The following is a 22,181-nucleotide window of genomic DNA, read 5'->3' as shown; positions in this document are numbered from 1 at the left end:
ATAAACCTAAATTCTGGTAGCAAAAGCATTTTTAAAGCGTTGTATAGAAAACCAAAGCTTATGAAAATTATTTGCAATCTGTTATGCCTACTTCTTTTAAGTCAGTTTACTTTCGCACAATCACGGGCAGCACAAATAGACGCTATTAGTAAAGAAATTTTCACTAAAAACCCACAAGTTGCAATTAGTATTGGTTTTATTGATAAGGGAAAAGAATATTTTTTCAATTACGGAAAAATTAATCGCCAAAGCAATCTAGAGGTTAATAAAAATACTATTTACGAAATTGGCTCTATTACCAAGTTATTAACTGCCAATCTAATCGCGCAAGCACAACAAGAAGGGAAATTAAATGTAAACGACTTGATAGGAAAGTATTTGCCTACCGAATATAATTTACCTAAAGAGATAAGAAATAAAATAAAAATTTCAGACTTAGCCTCGCACCAATCCGGCTTACCAGACTTTGATTTTAAAAAGTTAATGCAGACCAAACCGCAACAACCCTTAGATGTTACTAAAAAAACTTTGCACGCTATCTTAAACAATAGTACAAAATTGCTAGATTACGGCAATTACCGCTATTCTAATATAAGTTACACCTTAATGGGAATAATTTTGGAAGAAGTCTATGCGAAGAACTTTACGGAATTGGTAAAAGAAAAAATACTCGATCCGGCTCAAATGAAAAATACTTTTACTTCCAATGTTGAAGGGCAAAATAAGGTTTGTGGTTACGATATTAATGGAGTAGAACAAGAATATTTTAAATGGAATTCCTGGACGGGTCCGGCAGGTTTATTAAAATCTAATACTGCAGATATGGTTAAGTTGTTGGATATACTTTTATCTAATAACGGCAAAATTGCAAATGCAACCAAAATTACAGAAGCTACTTATTACCAAAACACTAAGAGAGAAGTGGGATTGGGACAGGAAATTGCCAGAAGTAAAGAAGATAAGTTTTTTTACAAAACAGGCGACACATTTGCGTGTTCTTCTATAATGGCGTATAATAAAAAAGAAGATTGGGGTATGGTTATTTTAATAAATCAACATAACTCAGATTTGATACGAGAATTGTTCAACACCAATTATGAACAAGTTTTGGAGTAGTTTTTTTATTGATATTTAAAAATTAGTTACTATCACTGGTAAGATAACTTCCCATTGCAATACTTGGGTAAAGCTCTTCATAACTGCTAATCTTACCTTCCAGTTTTTTATAGATAAGAGAACGGTTGGGGTCGTATAATTTTTTACAACCTGCCGCTGCAAAAAGTTCTAAAAACTCTTCTAAGGTTTGTTCTTGGTAATTTTTAACACGTTTCCACTTATCTGAAACCACTAGGCCACGTCGCAAACTGGGGTCGTTGGTAGTAACACCTGTCGGGCATTTATTGGTGTCGCATTTTAAGGCTTGTATACAGCCTAAGGCAAACATCATTCCGCGCGCAGAATTACAGACATCTGCGCCTAAACAAAGCGCTTTAAAAATATCGAAAGCAGTAAAAATTTTGGTAGCGGTTAAAACTTTAACCTCTTCTTTTAAGCCATAACCGCGCAAGGTATCTACTACAAAAATAAGAGCACTTTCCCACGGCATTCCCACATAATTAGAAAAGTCTATCGGGGCGGCGCCGGTTCCGCCTTCACTACCATCTACGGTTATAAAATCTGGTTTAATGCCTGTTTCTAACATCTTTTTACAAATTTGTATAAACTCTGCTTTACTGCCAATACACAATTTAAAACCAATAGGTTTTCCGTTAGATAGTTCGCGCATTTGTTGTACAAATTTCAGTAAACCTTCAGCATCTTCAAAAGCGCTGTGTCCCGGGGATGATAAAACAGTGGTATGTGGTTTTACACCTCTTATTTTGGCAATTTCTTCATTGTTTTTTTCTGCCGGTAAAACGCCGCCGTGTCCGGGTTTGGCACCTTGCGATAGTTTGATTTCTATCATTTTAACTTCCGGATAAGCTGCTTTTTCCTTAAATTTTTCTGCCGAAAAATTTCCTTCTTCCGTACGGCAACCAAAATAACCTGTGCCTACTTCATACACCAAATCGCCACCTTTTCTATGGTATTCAGAAATACCGCCTTCTCCGGTATCATGAAAGAAATTACCTGCTTTTGCTCCTAAATTTAGTGCTTCCACGGCGTTTTTGCTCAAAGCGCCAAAACTCATCGCAAAGATATTATAAAGACTTGCAGAATAAGGTTGTTTACAAGCTTTGCCCCCAATAAGAACCCACGGAAAAGCTTCCAGTTTTTTTGCAGGATAGATGCTGTGCTCCATCCATTTGTAGTATTCTTCTTCTACGTTTAACTCGGTACCAAAAGGTGGGTTTTATTTTGACGTTTCGCGCGTTCGTAAATATAGCTACGATGGTTTCTGTCTACCGGAGTCCCATCTACACCGCTTTCTACAAAATACTGGTGCAACTCCGGGGCAATCATTTCCATCATATACCGGACATAGCCAATAACCGGAAAATTACGCAAAATGGTATGTTTTTTTGCTGAAGGTTGTAAATTCCTAAACCAAAAACAAGCATGGCCAGAATTATAAATCCGTAAAGCGGCCAAATTATTATGCCGGTAATGAGCGCTATTATCGCTAATAAAATAAAGGTAAAGTGAATTGCTTCTCTCATAAAACAATGTTTAGATGATTTGCTGAACCAAGTGAAACGGAAGAGTTATCCAGCCAATTTTAAGTGCTAGGATTCATAGCACTATATAAATTTACTAATACTTGCAATTACTACCAATTTTGAGCCCCTCTTTTTTGATCTTCTTATTAGAGTAGATTAGAGCAACTATTATTTTGCAACTCCCTTTCGGGGGAATTATTTTCCGGTAATTCAAACAACTTACCTGAGAAGATAAACAACCTCAATTAGAATATTTAAGGTCGCGCAAATTCTAAAACCACGCAAAAACTCTTAATTTTTTTATCTAGGGAAAAATATGGGTCGTTTTAAATTATAATGCAAAAGAAGAAGAGAATTTTATTTTCCATAAAAAAACCTCAACAATCTAAAGTTAGATTACTGAGGTACTTTAAGTACTCGAGGTGGGAATCGAACCCACACTTCCGAAGAAACTGGATTTTGAATCCAGCGCGTCTACCAGTTCCGCCACTCGAGCATTTGCGAGGGCAAAAGTAAAAAAATAAATAATACCAAACTAAAAAAATACTAAAAATATTACTTTTAAGATCAAAATAAATTCCTAAATTTGCAGCGCGTTAGAAAACATAAATAATTCGTTTACAAAACTTTAGTTCGTTATGGTTAAGGCAGTTGCAGATGCTAAAATTTTTGCGTGTTCCCAGAGTACAGAATTGGCTAAAAAAATAGCCGAATCTTATGGAACGCCGCTGGGCAACGTGATTACCTCAACGTATAGCGATGGCGAGTTTCAGCCTTCTTTTGAAGAGTCTGTGCGAGGTTCTAGAGTTTTTATTATTGGATCTACACATCCCAATAGTGATAATATTATGGAAATGCTATTGATGTTAGACGCTGCCAAACGCGCTTCTGCCCGCCATATTACTGCGGTAATTCCTTATTTTGGCTGGGCTAGACAAGATAGGAAAGATAAACCTCGCGTACCAATTGCTGCCAAATTGATGGCAAAAATGTTGGAAACAGCCGGCGCAACTCGCATTATCACAATGGATTTGCACGCAGATCAAATTCAAGGATTTTTTGAGAAGCCTGTAGATCATTTATATGCTTCTACGGTTTTCTTACCGTATTTGAGAAATTTGAAATTAAAAGATTTGATGATGGCCTCGCCGGATATGGGCGGCTCCAAACGTGCTTACGCTTATGCTAAAACAATGGAAAGCGATGTGGTAATTTGTTACAAGCAACGGGCAAAAGCCAATGTAATTTCGCATATGGAGTTAATTGGAGAAGTAGAAGGAAAAAACGTTGTTTTGGTAGACGATATGGTAGATACTGCCGGAACCTTAACCAAGGCTGCAGATGTAATGATAGAGCGTGGCGCTTTGACCGTACGGGCAATTTGTACCCACCCGGTTTTATCTGGCAATGCATACGAGCGTATAGAGAAATCTAAAATACAAGAACTTATTGTAACAGACAGTATACCGTTAAGGCAAGAATCTCCTAAAATAAAAGTGGTTTCTTGTGCAGATTTGGTGGCAGATGTAATGCGACGCGTACACGAGAACCGTTCTATAAGTTCTAAATTTTTAATGTAGAAACTATTTATTAATTAATATATTTTTTAAGAATGAAGTCACTTACGATTAAAGGATCTAAAAGAGAAAGCGTAGGCAAGAAAGCAACAAAAGCCTTACGTAATGCTGAAATGGTTCCTTGCGTATTATACGGAGGAGAACAACCAATACACTTTTCGGCACCCGAAATAGCATTTAATAATTTGGTATATACCCCAGATGTACACGTTGTTGTATTGGATTTGGACGGTAAGAAATACAATGCTGTATTGCAAGACTTGCAATTTCATCCGGTTACAGACAACATTTTACATATGGATTTCTATGAATTTGGCGACGACCAAGAAATTACTATGGAAATTCCTGTACACTCAGAAGGTGTTCCTAAAGGGGTTAAAAATGGTGGTGTTTTACGTTTCAACCTACGCCGTATGCGTGTTCGTGGTTTAGCAAACATCTTACCAGATTACATAGAAGTAGATGTAACGCCGCTTAAAATTGGAGATAAAATGTATGTAACAGCTGTTAAGAGTGACGATTACAACATTTTACATCCAGACAATACAGTTATCTGTCAAGTAAGAACTTCACGTAACCTTGCGGTTCTTGATGAAGACGACGACGAAGAAGTAGATGCTGGTGATGTTCCTGCTACAGAAGTAGAAGATGAAGGTGCAGCCGCAGCTTCTGACGACCAATAAGCAGAGAAAAAGTTTTATAAAAAAGCATCTTATGTTAATAAGGTGCTTTTTTTTATTTTTATAAAAAATAAAAATATGCTCGCTTTCTTTGGTAGAATATTATCGCAGAAAAATAAAAATAAAAAAACGCTAGATCCAGTGAAGAAATTTTTGATAGTTGGTTTAGGCAATCCCGGGCCAAAATATGCCGATACCCGTCATAATATAGGTTTTAAAATTTTAGATTATATAGCTCAAAAAGAAGAAGTAAGCTTCGAAACACAAAAATTAGCAGATAGAACCGAGTTTAGGTTTAAAGGAAGAACTTTTATTTTATTAAAGCCAAACACTTATATGAATTTAAGCGGGAAAGCTGTTAGATATTGGTTAAATAAAGAGAAAATTGCTTTAGAAAACCTACTTGTAGTCACAGACGATTTAAACCTTGATTTTGGCACCATACGCTTAAAGCAAAAAGGTAGCGATGGTGGGCATAATGGTCTAAAAGATATTCAGCAGCAAATGCAGACCACCAAATACAACAGATTTAGGTTTGGCATTAGCGATGCTTTTTCTAAAGGAAACCAAGTAGATTATGTTTTGGGCAAGTGGTCTGCGAAAGAAGAAGAAAAACTACCTCAAAGGTTGGAGAAAGCCTGGCAATTGGTAAAGTCTTTTGGCACCGCAGGAATACATAATACCATGAATAATTTTAATAATAAATAAAGGCTTAAGAAATTCTTTGATTTTTCCTTTACGGAAGAAAAAGTTCCGTAAACCAATTAGAATAATCTTTACTGAAAAATAAAATACTGTTCGCAACCAATAAATAGAATAAAAAAAGGGAAGCAAAAATTGCTTCCCTTTTTATTGTTTAACACCAATCTAGCTTATTCTACAATAAGTTTTTTGGTAGTATTACTATTTCCTGAGGAAATATTTATTAAATAAACTCCGCTTTGTACGTTGCCAAGATTTATTTGGTTTTCGAAAGAATTGCTAGGTTCGAATTCTTTTTCGTAAACCAATCTTCCGCTAAGGTCAAACACGTTAACTTTTACTTTTTCTTGTGTGCCGCTAGATAGACCTAAAGTAAACTGACCGCTATTAGGGTTAGGATATATACTAAAAGCATCTAAATTATTAGCGTCTACAGAAAGTTCGTCTGTTACATTAATGGTGTAGTCTTCTACCTCTCCGTCAAAACCATTAGCACAAGCTGTTGTGGCTGAATTGTATTGAACAGACACACGCATAGTGGTATTGCCTAAAACAGCATTTGCCGGAACGGTAATGTTAAGTGGCGAAGCTGCGGTAGGACCATCTGCTGTGTTGGTAGCAGAACCTAAATCGTACTCTTCATTCGGACCGTCAAAATTACAATCTTGGTTCCAATCTATCCATACTTTGGCGGCTGCTAGATAATCACCATCTGTGTTCACATTTACTGTAAGGTCGTAGCTTTCTTCTTGTACCAAGGTGGTTGAGATATCTGTATAATCACTATAACCAGACGGTTTTCCGCTAGAATTATCAATGGTATTCAATATAACTTTTGTTACACTAGTTTCAAAGCTTGTATTGGCAACAGAGTTACATAGGCTACATTCTCCTATCGTAAAACTTCTTACAGAAGAATAAGAACCGTTTCCACAAGAGTTAATTGCTCTAACACGCCAGTAATAAGTAGTTTCCTCCTCAAAAGTAACAGAGGAAGTATACGAGTTACTATCTGTTATTTCCTCTAAAACTATACTGTTAAAGTCTGCATCTTCTGCAACTTGTATTTGATAGTTTTCTGCATTTTCATCTTCTTCCCAAGCAAATAAAGGTACCAAATCTAAATCTAACTCTCCGTCATTTGGAGTAGAAAGTACTACAGGATCTATATTGTCGCTATAAATATTTAATACAATATCTTCTGTTCTGGTTATAGAAGTTGAAGTACCGGTAACGGTAAGTACATATTCTCCAACAGCTGCATTGGCTATATCTGTAATAGTTAAGTCTACAGCGGTAGCATCATTTGTTGCAGTTGCGGGGCTAAAACTTGCCGTGGTTCCTGCTGGCAATCCCGAAACAGAGAAAGTTGTTTCTTCGTTAAAACCATTTAATGTGTTGTACGTAAAGTTGTATTCTGCATTATTTGGTTGACAGGTTGCCACTTCATCTTCCGTAAAGTTTATCTCAAATTCTGCTGTTTCTATAGTAAATGCTTCTGTATTTACGGCGTAGAAAATGTTATCTGCTGCTTCTACCATAACTCTAGCTTCTTGAGTAGATTGTACTGCAGGAACGGTTATATCGTAAGAGCCGTTGTTAGGAACATTAGATGCTAAAACGGTATCAAAACTCAAACCACCATTATTAGATAATAAGATATTTACATTAGCAGCATTTATTGGTGCTACATCCGTATTAGCTACGTCCCAAGTTACGGTTTGGGTTTCTCCAGCCGTCCAAGTTGTTCCGGTATTTTGCGAAGTAACCACAAATGGTCCTGCGCTATCGTCTACAGTTACTTGCATAAGATCTGCATCTGTCTGTCCTATTCCTGCTGCAAAACCGCTACCGTTATCGCGAACTATAAATGAGAAATTCATAATTCTAGATACAGAAGGGGTTACCTCCCAGGTAGGGGTCAAATTACCGGCAACTACATCAGATAATTTTGGCATATAGCGATCTGGGGTTTGTGCTGGCATAATAGAACGATATAGTGGTCCTGCTGTCCAAGTAGGTTGTGGACTTCCTGTTCCCGGAGCTTCTTCTGGATCGTTTTGTGCCCAGTTATAGGTTAAAGTCGCAGTCCCATCAGGATCAGTGGCACTGCCACGCAATACATAGGCAGTAGAAATAGGAATGGTATAATCTGTCCCAGCATCTGCAACCGGAGGCTGATTGTTTAAAGGCGTTTGCGCCCCACAAGTACTATTACCTCCGGGTTGAATGTTTTCTGAAATATCACGAACGTTTACATAATTAAAATGCGCATCTGAGTTAGATTGTACGTTAGTACTACAAATACCCGCGTAGCCCATTATAGAGCTACCACTAGCGGGCTCTACTTCTGTAGTGCCATCACCACTTCTACTACAGGTGTTCATGGTATGATAACCACCAAATTGGTGTCCCATTTCGTGTGCCACATAATCTATATAAAAAGGATCGCCAACAGGATTGTCGCTTCCAGTATATGCACTTCCTTTACTACCATCTATACATACACATGCAATACAGCCTGCGTTCCCGCCACCGGTGGTGTTAAAATTATGGCCAATGTCATAATTGGCACTTCCAATCGTGCTATCAATAACTTGTTGTGTGGTGTTGTTATATTCGCCGTCCCAAGGATCGTCTGCGCTATCTCCCCAATAAATTAATTGGTCGTTATTGGCTACAAATACTAAAGTAATTGCCAAATCACGTTCATAAATTTCGTTTACGCGATTTATAGTGATAGCCATTTGCGCTTGAATATCTTCTACTTCTGTTCCCGGATTGGCAAAAATGTTACCATAAGGAGCATTATTAGATTGTGCTAATCTGTAGGTTCGTAAAACACTATCGTCTGTATCGTTTCTATTGGTGCTTACTTCTTCTTCAATAGAATTAAGATCTATACCTTGTTCGGTAAGACATTCAAAGTCTTGCGGGTTTGCACCAATATCTTTTCTACTAAAGATCATATACGAAGTTCTGTCTTCTGTATAAGGATCTATATAAGTGGTAGAACGTTGGCCGGAAAGACTCATAGCGTGTACACCAAACTGCGTAACACTAAAACGCATAGTAGCGGTAGGATCGTCAATTCCGGTAGCTTTATAGGTTTTGATACCCGGAAATTTTACTGCTAAACCAGGCTCCATTATTGGAGATTCTGCCACTCGAAATTTCTCTAGTTTTCCCTCCGGAGTGGGGAATTCTACAATTTTTGTAGATTTTCCGGAAATGCTACCCCGTAAGGGCGCACCAATTAAAGCGTTTTTAAAAGCATTTAAGTTTAATTTAAATACTTCAAATTTGGTTGGGGTAACTGCCCTTTCAATAGTCTTTTCATTTTTTAGGGTAGAAACCGATGTTTTCTCCCAGTAATTATTTTGAGCTGCCATAGAAAAAACAGCAAAAAACATTAGCAAAGAAAAAACTTGGCGTAAATTTGTTTTCATAGAATAATTTTTAGGGTTAAGGTATTTTCTCAAAATTAGTAATTTTTTATTTTTTAGAAGTAAAAATCCTTAAGATTAACAAAATCAATTTCTTAAATATGGCTACCGGAAAATCTGTTGTTACTATTGGCACCTTTGATGGGGTGCATATTGGTCATCGCAAAATTTTAAAAAGATTGATAGATTATGGGGGCGATAACGAGCTCACCTCTACGGTTTTAACCTTTTTTCCACATCCTAGAATGGTGTTGCAAAAAGAGGCCGGTATAAAGCTAATCAATACCATAGAAGAAAGGAAACAAATACTCTATAACACCGGAATAGACAAATTAATAGTCCACCCGTTTACGCGCGAATTTTCTCGATTAAAAGCACAAGAATATATAGAAGAGATTTTGGTGAAAAAATTGGATGTGGCGCACGTGATTATTGGTTACGACCATCGGTTTGGAAGAAACCGCACCGCAGATATTACAGACCTGAAAAAATTTGGAAAACAATACGGCTTTAGCGTAGAAGAAATTAGTAAACAAGATGTAGAAGAAGTTGCTGTAAGTTCTACCAAAATCAGGAAAGCCCTAAATAATGGCGAAATAGAAAAAGCCAACAAATATTTAAGCAAGCCTTTTATTTTAACGGGCACGGTGATAAGCGGCAAGGGTTTGGGTAAAGGTTTTGGTTATCCTACCGCAAATCTTAAAATAGAAGAAAGCTATAAAATCATTCCGGCTAACGGCGTATATGTTGTAAAAACTAACTTAGACGGCAAGAGCCTTTTTGGGATGATGAATATTGGCACCAATCCCACTGTTGGCGGAAAAGAACAAACAATAGAAACGTATTTTTTAGACTTTGATCAAGATTTGTATGGTAAAAAATTGCAAATAGAAATCTTATCGCACCTCAGAAAAGAAGTAAATTTCGACTCCACAGAAAAACTCGTAGAAGCTATGCAAAACGACGAGAAAATAGCAAGACAATACATTGCCAAGCTTTCTAAAGATCTACACTAATGCTCAATCGTTGGCTCTTTACGCATATAGACAATAGCTCGTTAGTGCTTTTTCGGGTGTTTTTTGGTGTTCTAATTACCTTAGAAGCTTGGGGCGCAATTGCTACCGGCTGGGTAAAACGGGTTATGGTAGAGCCTTCGCAAACTTTTAACTTTATAGGCCTCGATTTTTTGCAAGCACTACTAGGACCAAAAATGTACCTTTACTTTTTTATTATGGGCGTTTTTGGCGTTTTTGTAGCTCTAGGTTATAAATACCGTTTTAGTATGTTTGGCTTTACCCTTATGTGGGCCGGTGTTTATTTTCTACAAAAATCCAGTTACAACAACCATTATTATTTGCTGCTGTTAATTTGCATTTTTATGCTTATCGTGCCGGCAAATCGGTATCTTTCTTTAGATGCGCGTCAAAATCCGGCTTTACGGAAAATAAGCATGCCACGCTGGGTAAAAATCTTTATCATTTTACAATTGGGAGTTGTTTATACCTATGCCGCCGTAGCAAAATTGTATCCAGATTGGTTAGATTTAACCATGCCAACAATACTTATGGATGCCCGCTCACGTTTGCCCTACATCGGGTTTTTACTTAAACCGGATTGGGTACCGGTGGTGGTAGCTTATTTTGGTATATTTTTCGATTTGTTAATTGTTCCTTTATTGTTGTGGCGCAAAACCAGGTTGCCGGTTTTTATTTTAGCGGTTTTCTTTCACCTTTTTAATAGTGCAGTTTTTCATATTGGTATTTTTCCTTATTTATCTTTGGCATTTTGCTTGTTTTTCTTTTCGGAAGAAAGCATTCATAAACGCTTTTTAAAACGAAAGCTTTTTTACAACAAAGCCGAAGTAATTGTGCCAAATTATAAACCTTTGCTAGTTACTTTTTTTGGTATTTGGTTTATTGTACAAATAGGTTTGCCGCTAAGACATTGGCTTATAAAAGAAAATGTTTTATGGACAGAAGAAGGCCACCGTTTAAGCTGGCGAATGATGTTGCGCACCAAATCTGGCATTATTAATTTTAAGATTGTCAATAAAAAGACCGGCGACGAACATTTTGTAAATTTAAAAGATTACCTAAGCAAAAAACAGCGCCGGGCTTTGGCGACCAAGCCAGATATGATTTGGCAATTTTCGCAACGGCTTAAAAAAGAATATGCTCAAAAAGGTAAGAATATTGCAATATATGTAGATTCCCGCGTAAGCGTAAACCAAAGACCTTACGAACGCTTTATAGATAATGAGGTAGATATGGCTGCAGCCGAATGGAACTATTTCTGGCACAACCCGTGGATTTTACCTTCTAACTTAGATAAATCTTAAACAAGAAATAAGTACATTTGCAGGTTTAAGATGCAGAAAATCTTACTAAATTAAATTACTTTTTATTTAAACCGAATTTTCATGTTACAAGTAGCGCAAATTAGAATGCATAAAGAAGCTTTTATCAAAGCTTTAGAGAAGCGTAATTTTGATGCCGAACAGCTTTTTGAAGAGGTGTTGGCTTTAGACGAAAAACGCCGTTCTACCCAACAAGAATTAGACAACATTTTAGCAAAATCTAACAAACTGTCTAAAGAAATTGGCATGCTTTTTAAATCTGGCGAGCATGAAAAAGCCAATAAAGTAAAAGAGCAGACGGCAGATTTAAAAGAAAACTCTAAAAAACTTACCGAAGATTTGAATGCTGCCATTCACGATATGGAGCAAATTCTCTATAATATTCCTAATGTGCCACACCAATCGGTGCCGGCAGGAAGCTCAGAAGAAGACAACGAAGAAGTATTTAAAGAAGGTGATATTCCGGTCTTAGAAGAAGGTTATTTACCACATTGGGAATTGGCCAAAAAATATGATTTGATAGATTTTGAACTGGGAAACAAAGTTACCGGTGCCGGTTTTCCTATCTATAAAGGAAAAGGAGCCAGTTTGCAACGCGCTCTAATTACTTATTTTTTAACCAAAAATATTCAAGCCGGTTATACAGAATATCAAGTGCCGTTGGTGGTTAACGAAGCTTCGGGTTTTGGCACGGGACAATTGCCCGATAAAGAAGGACAAATGTATCATATAGCAAGCGACGATTTATATTTAATTCCTACTTCAGAAGTGCCGCTTACCAATATGTTTCGGGACGATTTGTTAACAGATGCAGATTTGCCAAAAAAATGTACGGCTTATACTGCTAACTTTAGACGCGAAGCCGGTTCATACGGCGCGCACGTAAGAGGTTTAAATCGTTTGCACCAATTTGATAAAGTAGAATTGGTAAACGTGGTAAAACCAGAGAATTCGTATAAAGTTTTAGACGAGATGGTAGCGCACGTAAAAGAATTGCTGCGCGATTTAAAATTACCTTATCGTATTTTGCGTCTTTGCGGTGGCGATCTTGGTTTTACTTCGGCTTTAACCTACGATTTTGAAGTGTTTTCTACCGCGCAAGATCGTTGGTTAGAAATTTCTTCGGTTTCAAATTTCGAAACTTTTCAGGCAAACCGCTTAAAAGTTCGGTACAAAAACAAAGAAGGTAAAAAAGAGTTGGTGCATACCTTAAACGGAAGTGCTTTGGCCTTACCTCGTGTTTTAGCCGGAATTTTAGAAAACTACCAAACCAAAGACGGCATAAAAGTACCCGAAGTTTTGGTGCCGTATGCAGGATTTGACTTGATAAATTAATGGGTTTTAAAGAAGCTTTAAATGTGAATATAATCTGAATTTTAATGTGTTTGGTTCTTTTTCTTCCGTATAGCTAAACTTTTCCGTAAAGAATTTTTGTCCCCAACTAGAGTTGGGGATTGGTTCGTTTTCTTTGGACGAGCAAAGAAAATGAACAAAGTTTCTAAGAATGCAAGATTAATATTCTTGTTTGATTTTTTGTTGGAAATGCTTAGGTTGAATATAATTTAAGCTAATTAAATCTTTAACACACAAAACTCCCAATAAAAACGCATTTTGTTATCTTAGCAAAATGCGTTTTTCACTTTTATATATAGCCTTGTTTTTTCTTTGCGGAAATTTGTTCGCACAGTCGCCACAATTGGCAGATAATTATATGGACCAAGGCGAATACGAAAAGGCAAAAAGCATCTACCAAAAACTGTTAGAAAAAGCGCCCAACAACCTTCGGTATATGCAACAGCTTACCAAAGTTTATCAAGAATTGGAGCAATACCAATTGGCAGAAAAACTATTGCTTAAAAACGAAGATCAGGCCAATTTTTATCCAAACCTTTTGGTAGAAATTGGTTATAACTACCAATTGATGCAAAAACCGGAAAAAGCAGCCGACTTTTATGAACAGGCGATAGATAAAGTAAAAACAAAACCCAATTATACCTATGTTATTGGTAATGCTTTTCAGGATTATAATTTATTGGACGAAGCCGTTGAGGTCTATGAAATTGGATTAAAAAATGCACCCAATACAAACTTTACCGTGCAACTGGCCAGGATTTATGGTGAGCAAGGCAAACTGGCAAAAATGTTTGAAACCTATACCGATTTAATCGAAGAAAAACCGGAATATTTTTATTCGGTTAACCGAAATTTTTCACAATATATTACAGAAGATGTAGATAATGAAGCCAATGTAGAATTGCGTAAACTATTGCTGAGAAAAAATCAGCAGCAACCAAAAGTTCTGTATAACGAATTACTGGCTTGGTTATTTACACAACAAAACGATTTTAAAAAAGCTTTTATCCAGCAAAAAGCGATTTTTATGCGTTCGGAAAAAAAGCAATTACACCCTTTTTTCGATTTGGCCGAAATTACTACCAAAAACAAACAAACAGAGCTTAGCAAAGATATTTTGGAGTATGTAATAGAAAACTCCAATCGTGAGCGGCAGCAATTAAATGCGCATTTAAAGTTGCTGCAATTGGCAATAACAAAGGCCGAACCGGAAGATTATAAAGATATCACCAAAGATTTTGAAAACCTGTTAGAAGACTACGGCCGCGCCACCAATACTTTAGGTTTGCAACTCGCTTTTGCAGAGTTTTTGGCCTTTACCAAAAAAGAACCGGCAAGAGCAAAAAACATTTTGCAAGCTTTACTAAATCAGAATTTAAACCGGTTTGAAGAAGGAAGAATAAAATTACTTTTAGCAGATATTTTGGTGTTTCAAGAGCAATTTAACCAAGCTTTGATTTATTACAGTCAAATTCAGAAAAAAATAAAAAACACCAATTTAGCACAAGAAGCACGCTTTAGGGTAGCGCGCACCAGTTACTATAAAGGAGATTTTGATTGGGCACAAACGCAACTTAAAGTTCTAAAAAGCTCCAGCTCGCAACTTATTGCCAACGATGCTTTAGAATTGCATTTACTTATTTCAGACAACTCGCAAGAAGATTCTACACAAACTGCCTTAAAACTATTTGCCAAGGCAGATTTGTATGCTTTTCAGCAAGAAAATAAAAAGGCAAAAACTTTTTTAGATAGTATTTTAAGTCAGCATAAAGGCGAAAAAATAGAAGACGAAGCGCTTTACAGAAAAGCCAAAATTTTAGAAAAAGAAAAGCGCTACCAAGAAGCTGCAGAAAGCTATCAAAAAATTATAAGGTATTACGGCGATGATATTCTGGCAGACGACGCGCATTTTTATTTGGCAGAATTGTATCAGTACCAACTAAACCAACCTGAAGAAGCTAAAAAGCACTATCAAAATATCATTTTTGATTTTGCAGACAGCATTCATTTTGTAGAAGCGCGCAAGCAATTTAGAAAATTAAGGGGAGACGCTATCCAGTGATTTAACGTAACTTTACAAAAAAAACAGCTATGTATATTTATAACGTAACCATAAACGTACAAGAATCTGTACACGATAAATGGGTAAAATGGATGCGGCAAGAACACATACCGCAAATGTTGGCCACCGGCAAATTTACCAAAGCTTTAATGAGTAAAGTTTTGGTACAAGAACCAATGGGCGGCATTACCTATTCTGTGCAATATACAGCAGAGAGCAAAGCTTTGCTGGAACGCTATTATGCAGAAGATGCAAAAAAGTTACGGGCAGAATCAAAACAATTTAAAGATAAATGTGTTAGTTTTCGCACAGAATTAGAGATAGTTAGTCAACATGAAGAAGCGCAATAATTATAAGTCTCAAAAAAAAAATCTTGAACAAGGACCTGTTCGCGCTAAAAAACATTTAGGGCAACATTTTCTTACCGATGAAAATATAGCCAAAAAAATAGCCGAAACCCTAAGTTTAAACGGCTATAAGCAGGTTTTAGAAATTGGGCCCGGCACCGGGATGCTTACCAAATATTTATTACAAAAAGACATAAAAGTTGTCGCTTTAGACCTTGACCGGGAGTCGGTTGCTTATTTGCAGGAGTCCTTTGCTTTAGAACATCCGCAATTAGACATAAAAGACAATTTTTCTATTATAGAAGCAGATTTTTTAAAAATTGATTTACAAAACATTTTTGGTCAAGAAGAATTTGCCGTTACCGGTAACTTTCCGTACAATATTTCTACCCAAATTGTTTTTAAAACCTTAGAGAACAGAACGCAAATACCGGAGTTTACCGGTATGTTTCAAAAAGAAGTAGCCAAGCGCATTTGCGAGCCGGCGGGCAGTAAAGCTTACGGTATTTTGTCTGTTTTAACCCAGACGTTTTATACGGTAGAGTATTTATTTACCGTACCACCGAGCGTTTTTAATCCGCCGCCAAAAGTAGACAGCGGGGTTTTACGCTTAACGCGGAAAGAAGATTTTAGTCTTCCGGTAGAAGAGAAATTATTTTTTAAAGTGGTAAAAACCGCTTTTCAGCAAAGGCGAAAAACCTTGCGCAACAGCCTAAAAAGTTTCGGCTTAAGCCAAGAATTAAGAGAAGAAATTATTTTTGGGCAACGGCCCGAGCAACTTTCGGTAGAAGAATTTATAAATCTTACACAAAAAATAGAAGCGGATGCAGTTTCAAATCAGTAACGATTTTATAGAAAAAATAGAGCAACTTGTTGAAGAAAAAAACAACAAGCAACTCCTGCTGCAATTAGAAGATTTGCACCACGCCGATATTGCCGAAATTTTAGACGAACTCTCGTTAGACGATGCCACCTACGTTATAAAACTCCTAAAAACAGATAAAACCGCCGAGGTTCTATTAGAGCTTAACGACGACGACCGCGAAAAAGTTTTAAACAATCTCTCTGCAAAAGAAATTGCCAACGAGATTGAAGAGATGGATACAGATGATGCCGCAGATATTGTGGCAGAACTCTCTCCAGATGTTAAAGCGCGTGTTATAAAATATATTCAAGACGAAGAACACGCAGACAATATTGTAGAACTTTTACGCTATGACGAAGATTCTGCCGGCGGTTTAATGGCAAAAGAATTAGTAAAAGTAAACGAAAACTGGAGTGTTACCGGCTGTATGAGCGAGATGCGCGAACAAGCCGAAAACGTAACCCGCGTACACAGTATTTATGTAGTAGATAATAGAAACCATCTAAAAGGCAGGCTTTCGCTCAAAGATTTGCTTACCGCGCCAAGTAACGCGCAAATAAGCGATGTTTATATAAAAAAAGTAGACTATGTAAACGTAAACACACCGGGAGAAGAAGTGGCGCGCATAATGCAAAAATACGACCTGGAAGCCATTCCCGTAGTTAACGAAATGGGCAAACTGGTTGGTCGCATTACCATAGACGATATTGTAGATTTTATACGAGAAGAAGCCGAAAGAGATTACCAAATGGCAGCGGGTATCTCAGAAGATGTAGAGGCAAACGACAGTTTATGGCAGCTTACCCGGGCACGTTTGCCGTGGTTAATTTTGGCACTTTTGGGCGGTTTTGTGAGTGTAAATGTATTAGAAGCCTTTGACGAAGCTATAAAAACCCACGCCGCACTGTTTTTCTTTGTGCCGCTTATGGCCGCAATGGCAGGAAATGTTGGCGTACAATCTTCGGCAATTGTATTGCAGGCCTTGGCCAATCGTAGTCTTAGAGGTTCGTTGCTTAAGCGTTTGCTAAAAGAAGTTTCCCTTAGTTTGCTCAATGGTTTTGTTTTGGCATGTCTGTTAATAGGCGGCGGAATGTTCTTGCTTGATTTAGGCTGGGGATTTTCTTTAACGGTTGGCATCTCTTTGATATTGGTAATCATTAACGCCTCGTTAATTGGCACTTTTGTTCCAATTATTTTAGATAAACAAGGCATAGACCCAGCTATGGCAACCGGACCGTTTATTACTACGAGCAACGATATTTTTGGTATTCTTATCTACTTTAGCATCGCTAAACTTATTTTAGGATTTTAATAATTTGGGCGTTTCCTTGTCCGCTTTAAGGCGGCCAAGGTCGGGCTATACGTTTGTAGTTTTTTAGGCGCTGCCATAAAAAAGCTACCACTGCTATCCCTAACGCAAAAAGCAGCTTTTAAAGTTGTTTTAAAGACATAGGGAAATTTTAATTTATAAGTATCTTTGAAAAAAGTCTTTGTATGCAGCCTATTTCTTTTCAATATATTATTGAGGTGCCCAATTCGGCTATCGATCAATTAGACCATGTTAACAATGTAAAATATCTACAATGGATTCAAGATGTGGCACAAAAACACTGGGAAAACAAAACCTCGCAAGACATACGTCAAAAAGTGGGTTGGGTGGTTTTAGACCATTTTATAGAATATAAACGTCCCGCCTTTAAAAAAGAAGAACTTATCTTAAAAACCTGGATACACAACTACGGCAATATTAAATGTGAACGCCGCACAGAGATAATCCGCAAAAGCGATAATAAATTGGTGGTAAAAGCAAAAACCACTTGGTGTTTAATTAATTTGAAAACCCAAAAACCAACCCGCATTACGCCCGAAATAACCCAACCTTATTTTGAATAGTATGAAAATATTGCACGTAGATAAAAACCATCCGTTATTGTTAGAAGAACTGCACAAACTCGGTTTCCAAAACGAAGAAGAATATACGGCTTCTAAAGAAGAAATTCAGACAAAAATACAAGCTTACGACGGACTAATAATACGCAGTAGGTTTACCATAGATAAAAAATTTCTTTTGGCGGCAAGCAACTTAAAATTTATTGGCAGGTTAGGGGCCGGCTTAGAAAATATAGATACGGCATTTGCCAAAAAACAAGGTATAAAGCTTTTTTCTGCCCCAGAAGGTAATCGTAATGCAGTTGGCGAGCACGCTTTAGGAATGCTCTTGGCTCTATTTAATAAATTAAAAACAGCCGATGCAGAAGTGCGACAAGGTATTTGGAAACGCGAAGAAAACAGAGGTTTGGAGGTAGACGGCAAAACAATTGGCATAATTGGCTACGGCAATATGGGCAAAGCATTTGCCAAAAAATTACGCGGTTTTGATTGCGAGGTAATCTGTTACGATATTAAAGAAAATGTAGGTAATAAAGACGCCAAGCAAGTAAGTTTAGAGCAGTTGCAAGAAAACGCAGAGGTACTTAGTTTGCACACGCCACTAACACCAACAACCAAAAATATGGTAGATAAAACTTTTATTGCCCGCTTTAAAAAGAATTTTTGGTTGCTTAATACCGCTCGCGGACAAAGCGTGGTAACCCAAGATTTGATAGAAGCTTTAAAGCGTGGAAAAGTTTTGGGAGCCGGCTTAGATGTATTGGAATACGAGAAAAGTTCTTTTGAAAATTTATTCAGCAACAAAGAAAACATGCCGGCAGCTTTTCAATACCTTATTCAAGCCAACAATGTTTTATTAAGTCCGCATATTGCGGGATGGACAATAGAGAGCAAAGAAAAATTAGCACAAGTAATAGTAGATAAAATAGCGGCAGTTTTTAGTAAATAAACATTTCTAACTATTGGTTTAAAGGTAAATAATTCTGATTAAAATTTGTAGAAAGCATAAAATAACATTAGATTGATGTCTGCTTATTAACGAAAAATCCCTTATCGCTCGTCTATGACTAGCACCCGCTGCGATTTTTTGTTTTACATTTTTGTTTTACACCAAATGCGTTTTATAAATTTATGAAAAGTATAGAATTTGAAAAAATGGAATATATGTTTTACAAAGTTGTACAAAGCACGCATTGCATCCTGAAGCGTCGGGAGAGCGCTTGTGGGAGCCATTTATTAAACCTAAAATGAATAAAATTAAACTTGTCTACGTAGTAATCTTATTTTCTACATTTGGTTTTTCCCAAGCAAATGGTATAGAAAATGATTTGTTTGAAAATGAAACTTTGTTGTATAACGTGCACGTCAAGATGAAATATTTTTTTAAAACAGATACCACTAATAGACAGTATACAGTTGTTTTAGAAAAAAATAAGCAAGACAGTTTATATGGTTATAATTTTAAAATTTTCAATAGGCATACACTTTATATAAACTGGGGTAATACACTTTACAGTATTTCTAAAAAAGATAAAGTTTATACTACTTCTAAGAAAGTAGACTTGAATATAAAAAATCTTCTTTTACCAAACAGGTATATAAAAGCTAAAGATTTATCCGATAGTTTAAGAATAATTGAGAAAAATAGAAGAGAAGTAGTTATAAGAAGAGATAAAAAAGATTTTAAGGAGTTTAATAATATTTATTTCAACTATTATATCGACCTAAAAAACAGGCTTTCTTATAAAATTACTTCGCACGTTAATTTTCAAGGAAACAGTCAGTATAAAGAATTCTTATTCGAAAATATTAGACAAAAATCGGACGTTAATTTCAAAAGCGAAATTGAAAATTTAAAAAAATATCGCTACGATTCTTTCGAGAAGAAGCAAAAACCAGTTTCTAAAAACAGTATTAAAGTCAAAGACTTTGAAGGTTATTTGCTTTCTCAAGACGAAACGCTAAGCCTTAGTAGTTATTACGGAAAAATAATAATTTTAGATTTTTGGTATATGAGCTGCTACCCGTGCATAAAAGCGATACCCTTTATAAATAAATTACGTAATGATTTTACTAAGGAGGACGTAGTAGTTTTAGGTGTCAATCTTATTGATGAAAATAAAAAACAAATTAGAAAATTTACGGAAGATTTTAATATACAATACGAAGTATTACTTGCAAAGAATAATGCGTATAACATAAAAGCCTATCCCGCAATCGTGATTATCGATAAAAATAAAGAAATACTCTATTCTGGTTCAGGAGTTCGTAAAGAAGAAGAATCAAAAATAATTGACATAATAAATATGGCATTAAGAAATTAGAAAATAATGAACCAGATTTAAAACACAAAAACCCCCGCCCAAATTAATTTGGACAGGGGTTTAAATTTTCTTTAGATTATAGTTATTCTAGGCTTTCCAAAGCAATTTCAATAGCTTGATCGCCAGATAGGATTTCAAATTCTTTGTTTTTCATCATATTGGCCGGCAGGCAATCTACCAATACTTGGGCTACATCTTTTCGGGAGATTTCGCCGTGCTCGTTTAGCTTTTCTGCTGCTTTTATTTTATTGGTTTTCTCGTTGTTGGTAAGCATACCGGGTTTTACAATACTGTAATCTAAAAAGCTGGCTTTAAGATGATCGTCGGCTGTTTTTTTGGCGCGTAAATAATGTTCTAAGCCATCTACTTGGTCTGGTTTGTCGGTTCCCATTGCGCTTAACATTACAAATTTTCGTGCGCCGGCAGCCTTGCTTTTATCTATTAAATGCATAGCACCTTTTTCGTCTACAGAAGTAGTTTTGTCCGGCCCGGTATTTCCGCCGGAACCTGCTGCAAAAATTACGCGGTCTATGCCTTTTACCGCTTCGGTAAGATCGCCTTCTAGGTCTGCCAAGGTGGTTTTTACGTCTTTATTATCAAAATAGGCACTTTGCTCTTCTTTTCTAATCATTGCCACCGGTTCATAATCCGGGTGATTTTGCAAAATGTTTATTATCTCTCTTCCTGTCGTGCCGTTTGCACCGGCTACCAATACTTTTTCCATAATTTTTTATTTAAAAATAAGAAGATTTGTGGTAAATAGTCTAAAAAAAGGCTTAAATAACAAAGGCTTAACGCTTCAAAACCTTCTTTTATTCATACGGCTGAAAATCTAAGGGTAAAGCATCGCTATATCCTTTTTTGCCCAAATAACCTTCAAACCGAAGCGCGTCGTGCGGAAAGAAATTGCCCCACTTATCTATGCCAAAATTTTGTTTAGCAATTACTTTGGTAAGAGGGGTAGGCTTTATTTTTTCTAAAATAAACTGAATTTGTTCCCATGTTTTTTTATCATGGTTCTTGATATCTCCCGCCCGGTAAACATAAAAGACAGACGGAGGTTTAATTTCCGTAAAGCTCTTGTGTTTGGTTCTTTGCAAGGCAATATCTTCTCCTTTTTCGTTTACCAATTTAAATCCGTTTTTGGCCAGACTGCTATCTGCCAGAGCACGCATTAATCGCAGAATAGAATGTTGGTAAACCTCGTTACGTCTTTTTTTATACTTGTTTTTTACCCTATCCGGATTTAATTCTTTAAAAAAACCGTTTCCTAAGTGTTGGTAAGAATCATTTGCCAGATTGGATGCCAGCTCACTTTCTTTACGGTTTATAACAAAATTGTCTAAATAGTAAGTAATCGTATAGCCTAAATATTCATTTTCTATCTCTAAAGGACGTTTACTGGAGAATTTAATATTCTTTTTATCTGGCGAATGGCTTATGTTTATTTTATCTAAATTTTTAATGCGGGTACCTCTACGATGCCCGCCTCCTAAAAAGTAATACTTAAAATAAGATAGAAAATATTCCCGAAAATGCGGTTCGCTTTCGCGGCTATGGCTTTTTGTAGTAGGTTTACTTGCTGTATTTAGATATACGGTTTCTAATTGGGTGTCTTTTTCTACCAACAAAAAGCGCTGATTTTGGTTTAATTTGGGTTTCTCTAAACGAACTTGCTTATAACCCAAAGCTCTAATGTTTAGGAGAGATTTGATTTTCGTTTCCGCGCGAAGCACAAAAAAACCGTGTTGGTTAGTACTGGTGCCACGCATTGTGTTTTCATAAAAAACCGCAGCACCTTCTATAGGTTTATTGGTGGCAGAGTCTACTACAAAACCTCTAATTGCATCTTGCGCCCAGCTTGGTGTGCAGCAAAAAGCAACCAAAAGTATAGAAAGAATAAGACGCATAGTTTTGTT

19 protein-coding genes and 1 tRNA gene are annotated in these 22,181 nt (G+C 36.6%); 14 read left to right on the top strand and 6 right to left on the bottom strand.

From position 1 onward, the window contains the following. The first annotated feature begins 60 nt into the window (after nt 1–60). On the top strand, nt 61–1,116 hold the full coding sequence (locus tag FKR84_RS10075; protein WP_141422185.1) for a serine hydrolase domain-containing protein: 1,056 nt from the start codon (nt 61–63) through the stop codon (nt 1,114–1,116). Between the two features lie 22 nt (nt 1,117–1,138). On the opposite strand, the gene FKR84_RS10070 is transcribed toward FKR84_RS10075, so the two are convergent. From FKR84_RS10070 to FKR84_RS10065, 3 genes are all read right to left on the bottom strand, one after another. Continuing rightward, complete coding sequence (locus FKR84_RS10070; RefSeq protein WP_233357732.1) at nt 1,139–2,302, bottom strand: FMN-binding glutamate synthase family protein; 1,164 nt, start codon at nt 2,300–2,302, stop codon at nt 1,139–1,141. A gap of 26 nt (nt 2,303–2,328) precedes the next feature. After that, the gene (locus tag FKR84_RS13380; RefSeq protein ID WP_233357731.1) at nt 2,329–2,667 is read right to left on the bottom strand and encodes a hypothetical protein; all 339 of its coding nucleotides are present in this window, start codon (nt 2,665–2,667) and stop codon (nt 2,329–2,331) included. 407 nt (nt 2,668–3,074) lie between these two features. Continuing rightward, nucleotides 3,075–3,156: transfer RNA gene (locus FKR84_RS10065), tRNA-Leu, on the bottom strand. A gap of 142 nt (nt 3,157–3,298) precedes the next feature. Between FKR84_RS10065 and FKR84_RS10060 the strand changes: the two genes are divergently transcribed. From FKR84_RS10060 to pth, 3 genes are all read left to right on the top strand, one after another. Further along, the gene (locus FKR84_RS10060) at nt 3,299–4,240 is read left to right on the top strand and encodes a ribose-phosphate pyrophosphokinase (protein ID WP_141422184.1); all 942 of its coding nucleotides are present in this window, start codon (nt 3,299–3,301) and stop codon (nt 4,238–4,240) included. 32 nt (nt 4,241–4,272) lie between these two features. After that, nucleotides 4,273–4,920 carry a 50S ribosomal protein L25/general stress protein Ctc gene (locus FKR84_RS10055; protein WP_141422183.1) on the top strand — a complete coding sequence of 216 codons (648 nt, stop codon included), beginning with the start codon at nt 4,273–4,275 and terminating at the stop codon, nt 4,918–4,920. A 75-nt stretch (nt 4,921–4,995) separates the two neighbouring features. Next, nucleotides 4,996–5,625, top strand: coding sequence for an aminoacyl-tRNA hydrolase (gene pth, locus FKR84_RS10050; RefSeq protein WP_141422182.1), 630 nt, complete (start codon nt 4,996–4,998; stop codon nt 5,623–5,625). Between the two features lie 164 nt (nt 5,626–5,789). Here the strand turns inward: pth and FKR84_RS10045 are convergent, their stop codons facing one another. Next, nucleotides 5,790–9,068 (bottom strand): reprolysin-like metallopeptidase, encoded by a 3,279-nt coding sequence (locus tag FKR84_RS10045; protein ID WP_141422181.1) that lies wholly within the window; start codon nt 9,066–9,068, stop codon nt 5,790–5,792. A gap of 98 nt (nt 9,069–9,166) precedes the next feature. Between FKR84_RS10045 and FKR84_RS10040 the strand changes: the two genes are divergently transcribed. The 10 genes from FKR84_RS10040 (at nt 9,167) to FKR84_RS09995 (ending at nt 20,262) form a co-directional block, all read left to right on the top strand. Next, on the top strand, nt 9,167–10,081 hold the full coding sequence (locus FKR84_RS10040; protein WP_141422180.1) for a bifunctional riboflavin kinase/FAD synthetase: 915 nt from the start codon (nt 9,167–9,169) through the stop codon (nt 10,079–10,081). Then, complete coding sequence (locus tag FKR84_RS10035) at nt 10,081–11,403, top strand: HTTM domain-containing protein (protein WP_141422179.1); 1,323 nt, start codon at nt 10,081–10,083, stop codon at nt 11,401–11,403. Before FKR84_RS10040 ends, FKR84_RS10035 begins: the two co-directional genes overlap by 1 nt. An 81-nt stretch (nt 11,404–11,484) precedes the next feature. Beyond that, nucleotides 11,485–12,756 carry a serine--tRNA ligase gene (gene serS, locus FKR84_RS10030; protein WP_141422178.1) on the top strand — a complete coding sequence of 424 codons (1,272 nt, stop codon included), beginning with the start codon at nt 11,485–11,487 and terminating at the stop codon, nt 12,754–12,756. A 292-nt stretch (nt 12,757–13,048) separates the two neighbouring features. Further along, entirely contained in the window at nt 13,049–14,836 is a 1,788-nt protein-coding gene (locus FKR84_RS10025; protein WP_141422177.1) for a tetratricopeptide repeat protein, read from the top strand. A gap of 29 nt (nt 14,837–14,865) precedes the next feature. Continuing rightward, nucleotides 14,866–15,186, top strand: a complete 321-nt coding sequence (locus tag FKR84_RS10020; protein ID WP_141422176.1) for a DUF4286 family protein — start codon at nt 14,866–14,868, stop codon at nt 15,184–15,186. After that, a complete protein-coding gene (rsmA, locus tag FKR84_RS10015) occupies nt 15,170–16,027 on the top strand; it encodes a 16S rRNA (adenine(1518)-N(6)/adenine(1519)-N(6))-dimethyltransferase RsmA (RefSeq protein ID WP_141422175.1) in 858 nt (285 codons plus the stop codon). Before FKR84_RS10020 ends, rsmA begins: the two co-directional genes overlap by 17 nt. Next, the gene (gene mgtE, locus FKR84_RS10010; RefSeq protein ID WP_141422174.1) at nt 16,008–17,360 is read left to right on the top strand and encodes a magnesium transporter; all 1,353 of its coding nucleotides are present in this window, start codon (nt 16,008–16,010) and stop codon (nt 17,358–17,360) included. The genes rsmA and mgtE overlap by 20 nt, the downstream gene beginning before the upstream one ends. Nucleotides 17,361–17,542: 182 nt before the next feature. Next, nucleotides 17,543–17,941 (top strand): acyl-CoA thioesterase, encoded by a 399-nt coding sequence (locus FKR84_RS10005; protein WP_141422173.1) that lies wholly within the window; start codon nt 17,543–17,545, stop codon nt 17,939–17,941. Nucleotide 17,942: 1 nt separating this feature from the next. Beyond that, nucleotides 17,943–18,887 (top strand): 2-hydroxyacid dehydrogenase, encoded by a 945-nt coding sequence (locus FKR84_RS10000; protein WP_141422172.1) that lies wholly within the window; start codon nt 17,943–17,945, stop codon nt 18,885–18,887. A gap of 298 nt (nt 18,888–19,185) precedes the next feature. After that, on the top strand, nt 19,186–20,262 hold the full coding sequence (locus FKR84_RS09995; RefSeq protein ID WP_141422171.1) for a TlpA family protein disulfide reductase: 1,077 nt from the start codon (nt 19,186–19,188) through the stop codon (nt 20,260–20,262). 82 nt (nt 20,263–20,344) lie between these two features. Here the strand turns inward: FKR84_RS09995 and FKR84_RS09990 are convergent, their stop codons facing one another. Both FKR84_RS09990 and FKR84_RS09985 read right to left on the bottom strand, forming a co-directional pair. Next, the gene (locus FKR84_RS09990; RefSeq protein ID WP_141422170.1) at nt 20,345–20,986 is read right to left on the bottom strand and encodes an SDR family oxidoreductase; all 642 of its coding nucleotides are present in this window, start codon (nt 20,984–20,986) and stop codon (nt 20,345–20,347) included. Nucleotides 20,987–21,074: 88 nt separating this feature from the next. Continuing rightward, on the bottom strand, nt 21,075–22,172 hold the full coding sequence (locus tag FKR84_RS09985) for a carboxypeptidase-like regulatory domain-containing protein (protein WP_141422169.1): 1,098 nt from the start codon (nt 22,170–22,172) through the stop codon (nt 21,075–21,077). Nucleotides 22,173–22,181: the final 9 nt, after the last annotated feature.

The sequence above is a fragment of the Haloflavibacter putidus genome, from assembly GCF_006546625.1.
GTDB lineage: Bacteria > Bacteroidota > Bacteroidia > Flavobacteriales > Flavobacteriaceae > Mesonia > Mesonia putida.
Note: the sequence above shows the minus strand (reverse complement) of the source record. Positions and strands in the feature narration are given on the sequence as shown.

Bases quoted from the DNA above. Each gene is read 5' to 3' on its own strand.
- FKR84_RS10075 (WP_141422185.1), top strand. From the start codon at position 61: ATGAAAATTATTTGCAATCTGTTATGCCTACTTCTTTTAAGTCAGTTT.
- FKR84_RS10070 (WP_233357732.1), bottom strand. From the start codon at position 2,302: ATGGAGCACAGCATCTATCCTGCAAAAAAACTGGAAGCTTTTCCGTGG.
- FKR84_RS10060 (WP_141422184.1), top strand. From the start codon at position 3,299: ATGGTTAAGGCAGTTGCAGATGCTAAAATTTTTGCGTGTTCCCAGAGT.
- FKR84_RS10055 (WP_141422183.1), top strand. From the start codon at position 4,273: ATGAAGTCACTTACGATTAAAGGATCTAAAAGAGAAAGCGTAGGCAAG.
- pth (WP_141422182.1), top strand. From the start codon at position 4,996: ATGCTCGCTTTCTTTGGTAGAATATTATCGCAGAAAAATAAAAATAAA.
- FKR84_RS10045 (WP_141422181.1), bottom strand. From the start codon at position 9,068: ATGAAAACAAATTTACGCCAAGTTTTTTCTTTGCTAATGTTTTTTGCT.
- FKR84_RS10040 (WP_141422180.1), top strand. From the start codon at position 9,167: ATGGCTACCGGAAAATCTGTTGTTACTATTGGCACCTTTGATGGGGTG.
- FKR84_RS10035 (WP_141422179.1), top strand. From the start codon at position 10,081: ATGCTCAATCGTTGGCTCTTTACGCATATAGACAATAGCTCGTTAGTG.
- serS (WP_141422178.1), top strand. From the start codon at position 11,485: ATGTTACAAGTAGCGCAAATTAGAATGCATAAAGAAGCTTTTATCAAA.
- FKR84_RS10025 (WP_141422177.1), top strand. From the start codon at position 13,049: ATGCGTTTTTCACTTTTATATATAGCCTTGTTTTTTCTTTGCGGAAAT.
- FKR84_RS10020 (WP_141422176.1), top strand. From the start codon at position 14,866: ATGTATATTTATAACGTAACCATAAACGTACAAGAATCTGTACACGAT.
- rsmA (WP_141422175.1), top strand. From the start codon at position 15,170: ATGAAGAAGCGCAATAATTATAAGTCTCAAAAAAAAAATCTTGAACAA.
- mgtE (WP_141422174.1), top strand. From the start codon at position 16,008: ATGCAGTTTCAAATCAGTAACGATTTTATAGAAAAAATAGAGCAACTT.
- FKR84_RS10005 (WP_141422173.1), top strand. From the start codon at position 17,543: ATGCAGCCTATTTCTTTTCAATATATTATTGAGGTGCCCAATTCGGCT.
- FKR84_RS10000 (WP_141422172.1), top strand. From the start codon at position 17,943: ATGAAAATATTGCACGTAGATAAAAACCATCCGTTATTGTTAGAAGAA.
- FKR84_RS09995 (WP_141422171.1), top strand. From the start codon at position 19,186: ATGAATAAAATTAAACTTGTCTACGTAGTAATCTTATTTTCTACATTT.
- FKR84_RS09990 (WP_141422170.1), bottom strand. From the start codon at position 20,986: ATGGAAAAAGTATTGGTAGCCGGTGCAAACGGCACGACAGGAAGAGAG.
- FKR84_RS09985 (WP_141422169.1), bottom strand. From the start codon at position 22,172: ATGCGTCTTATTCTTTCTATACTTTTGGTTGCTTTTTGCTGCACACCA.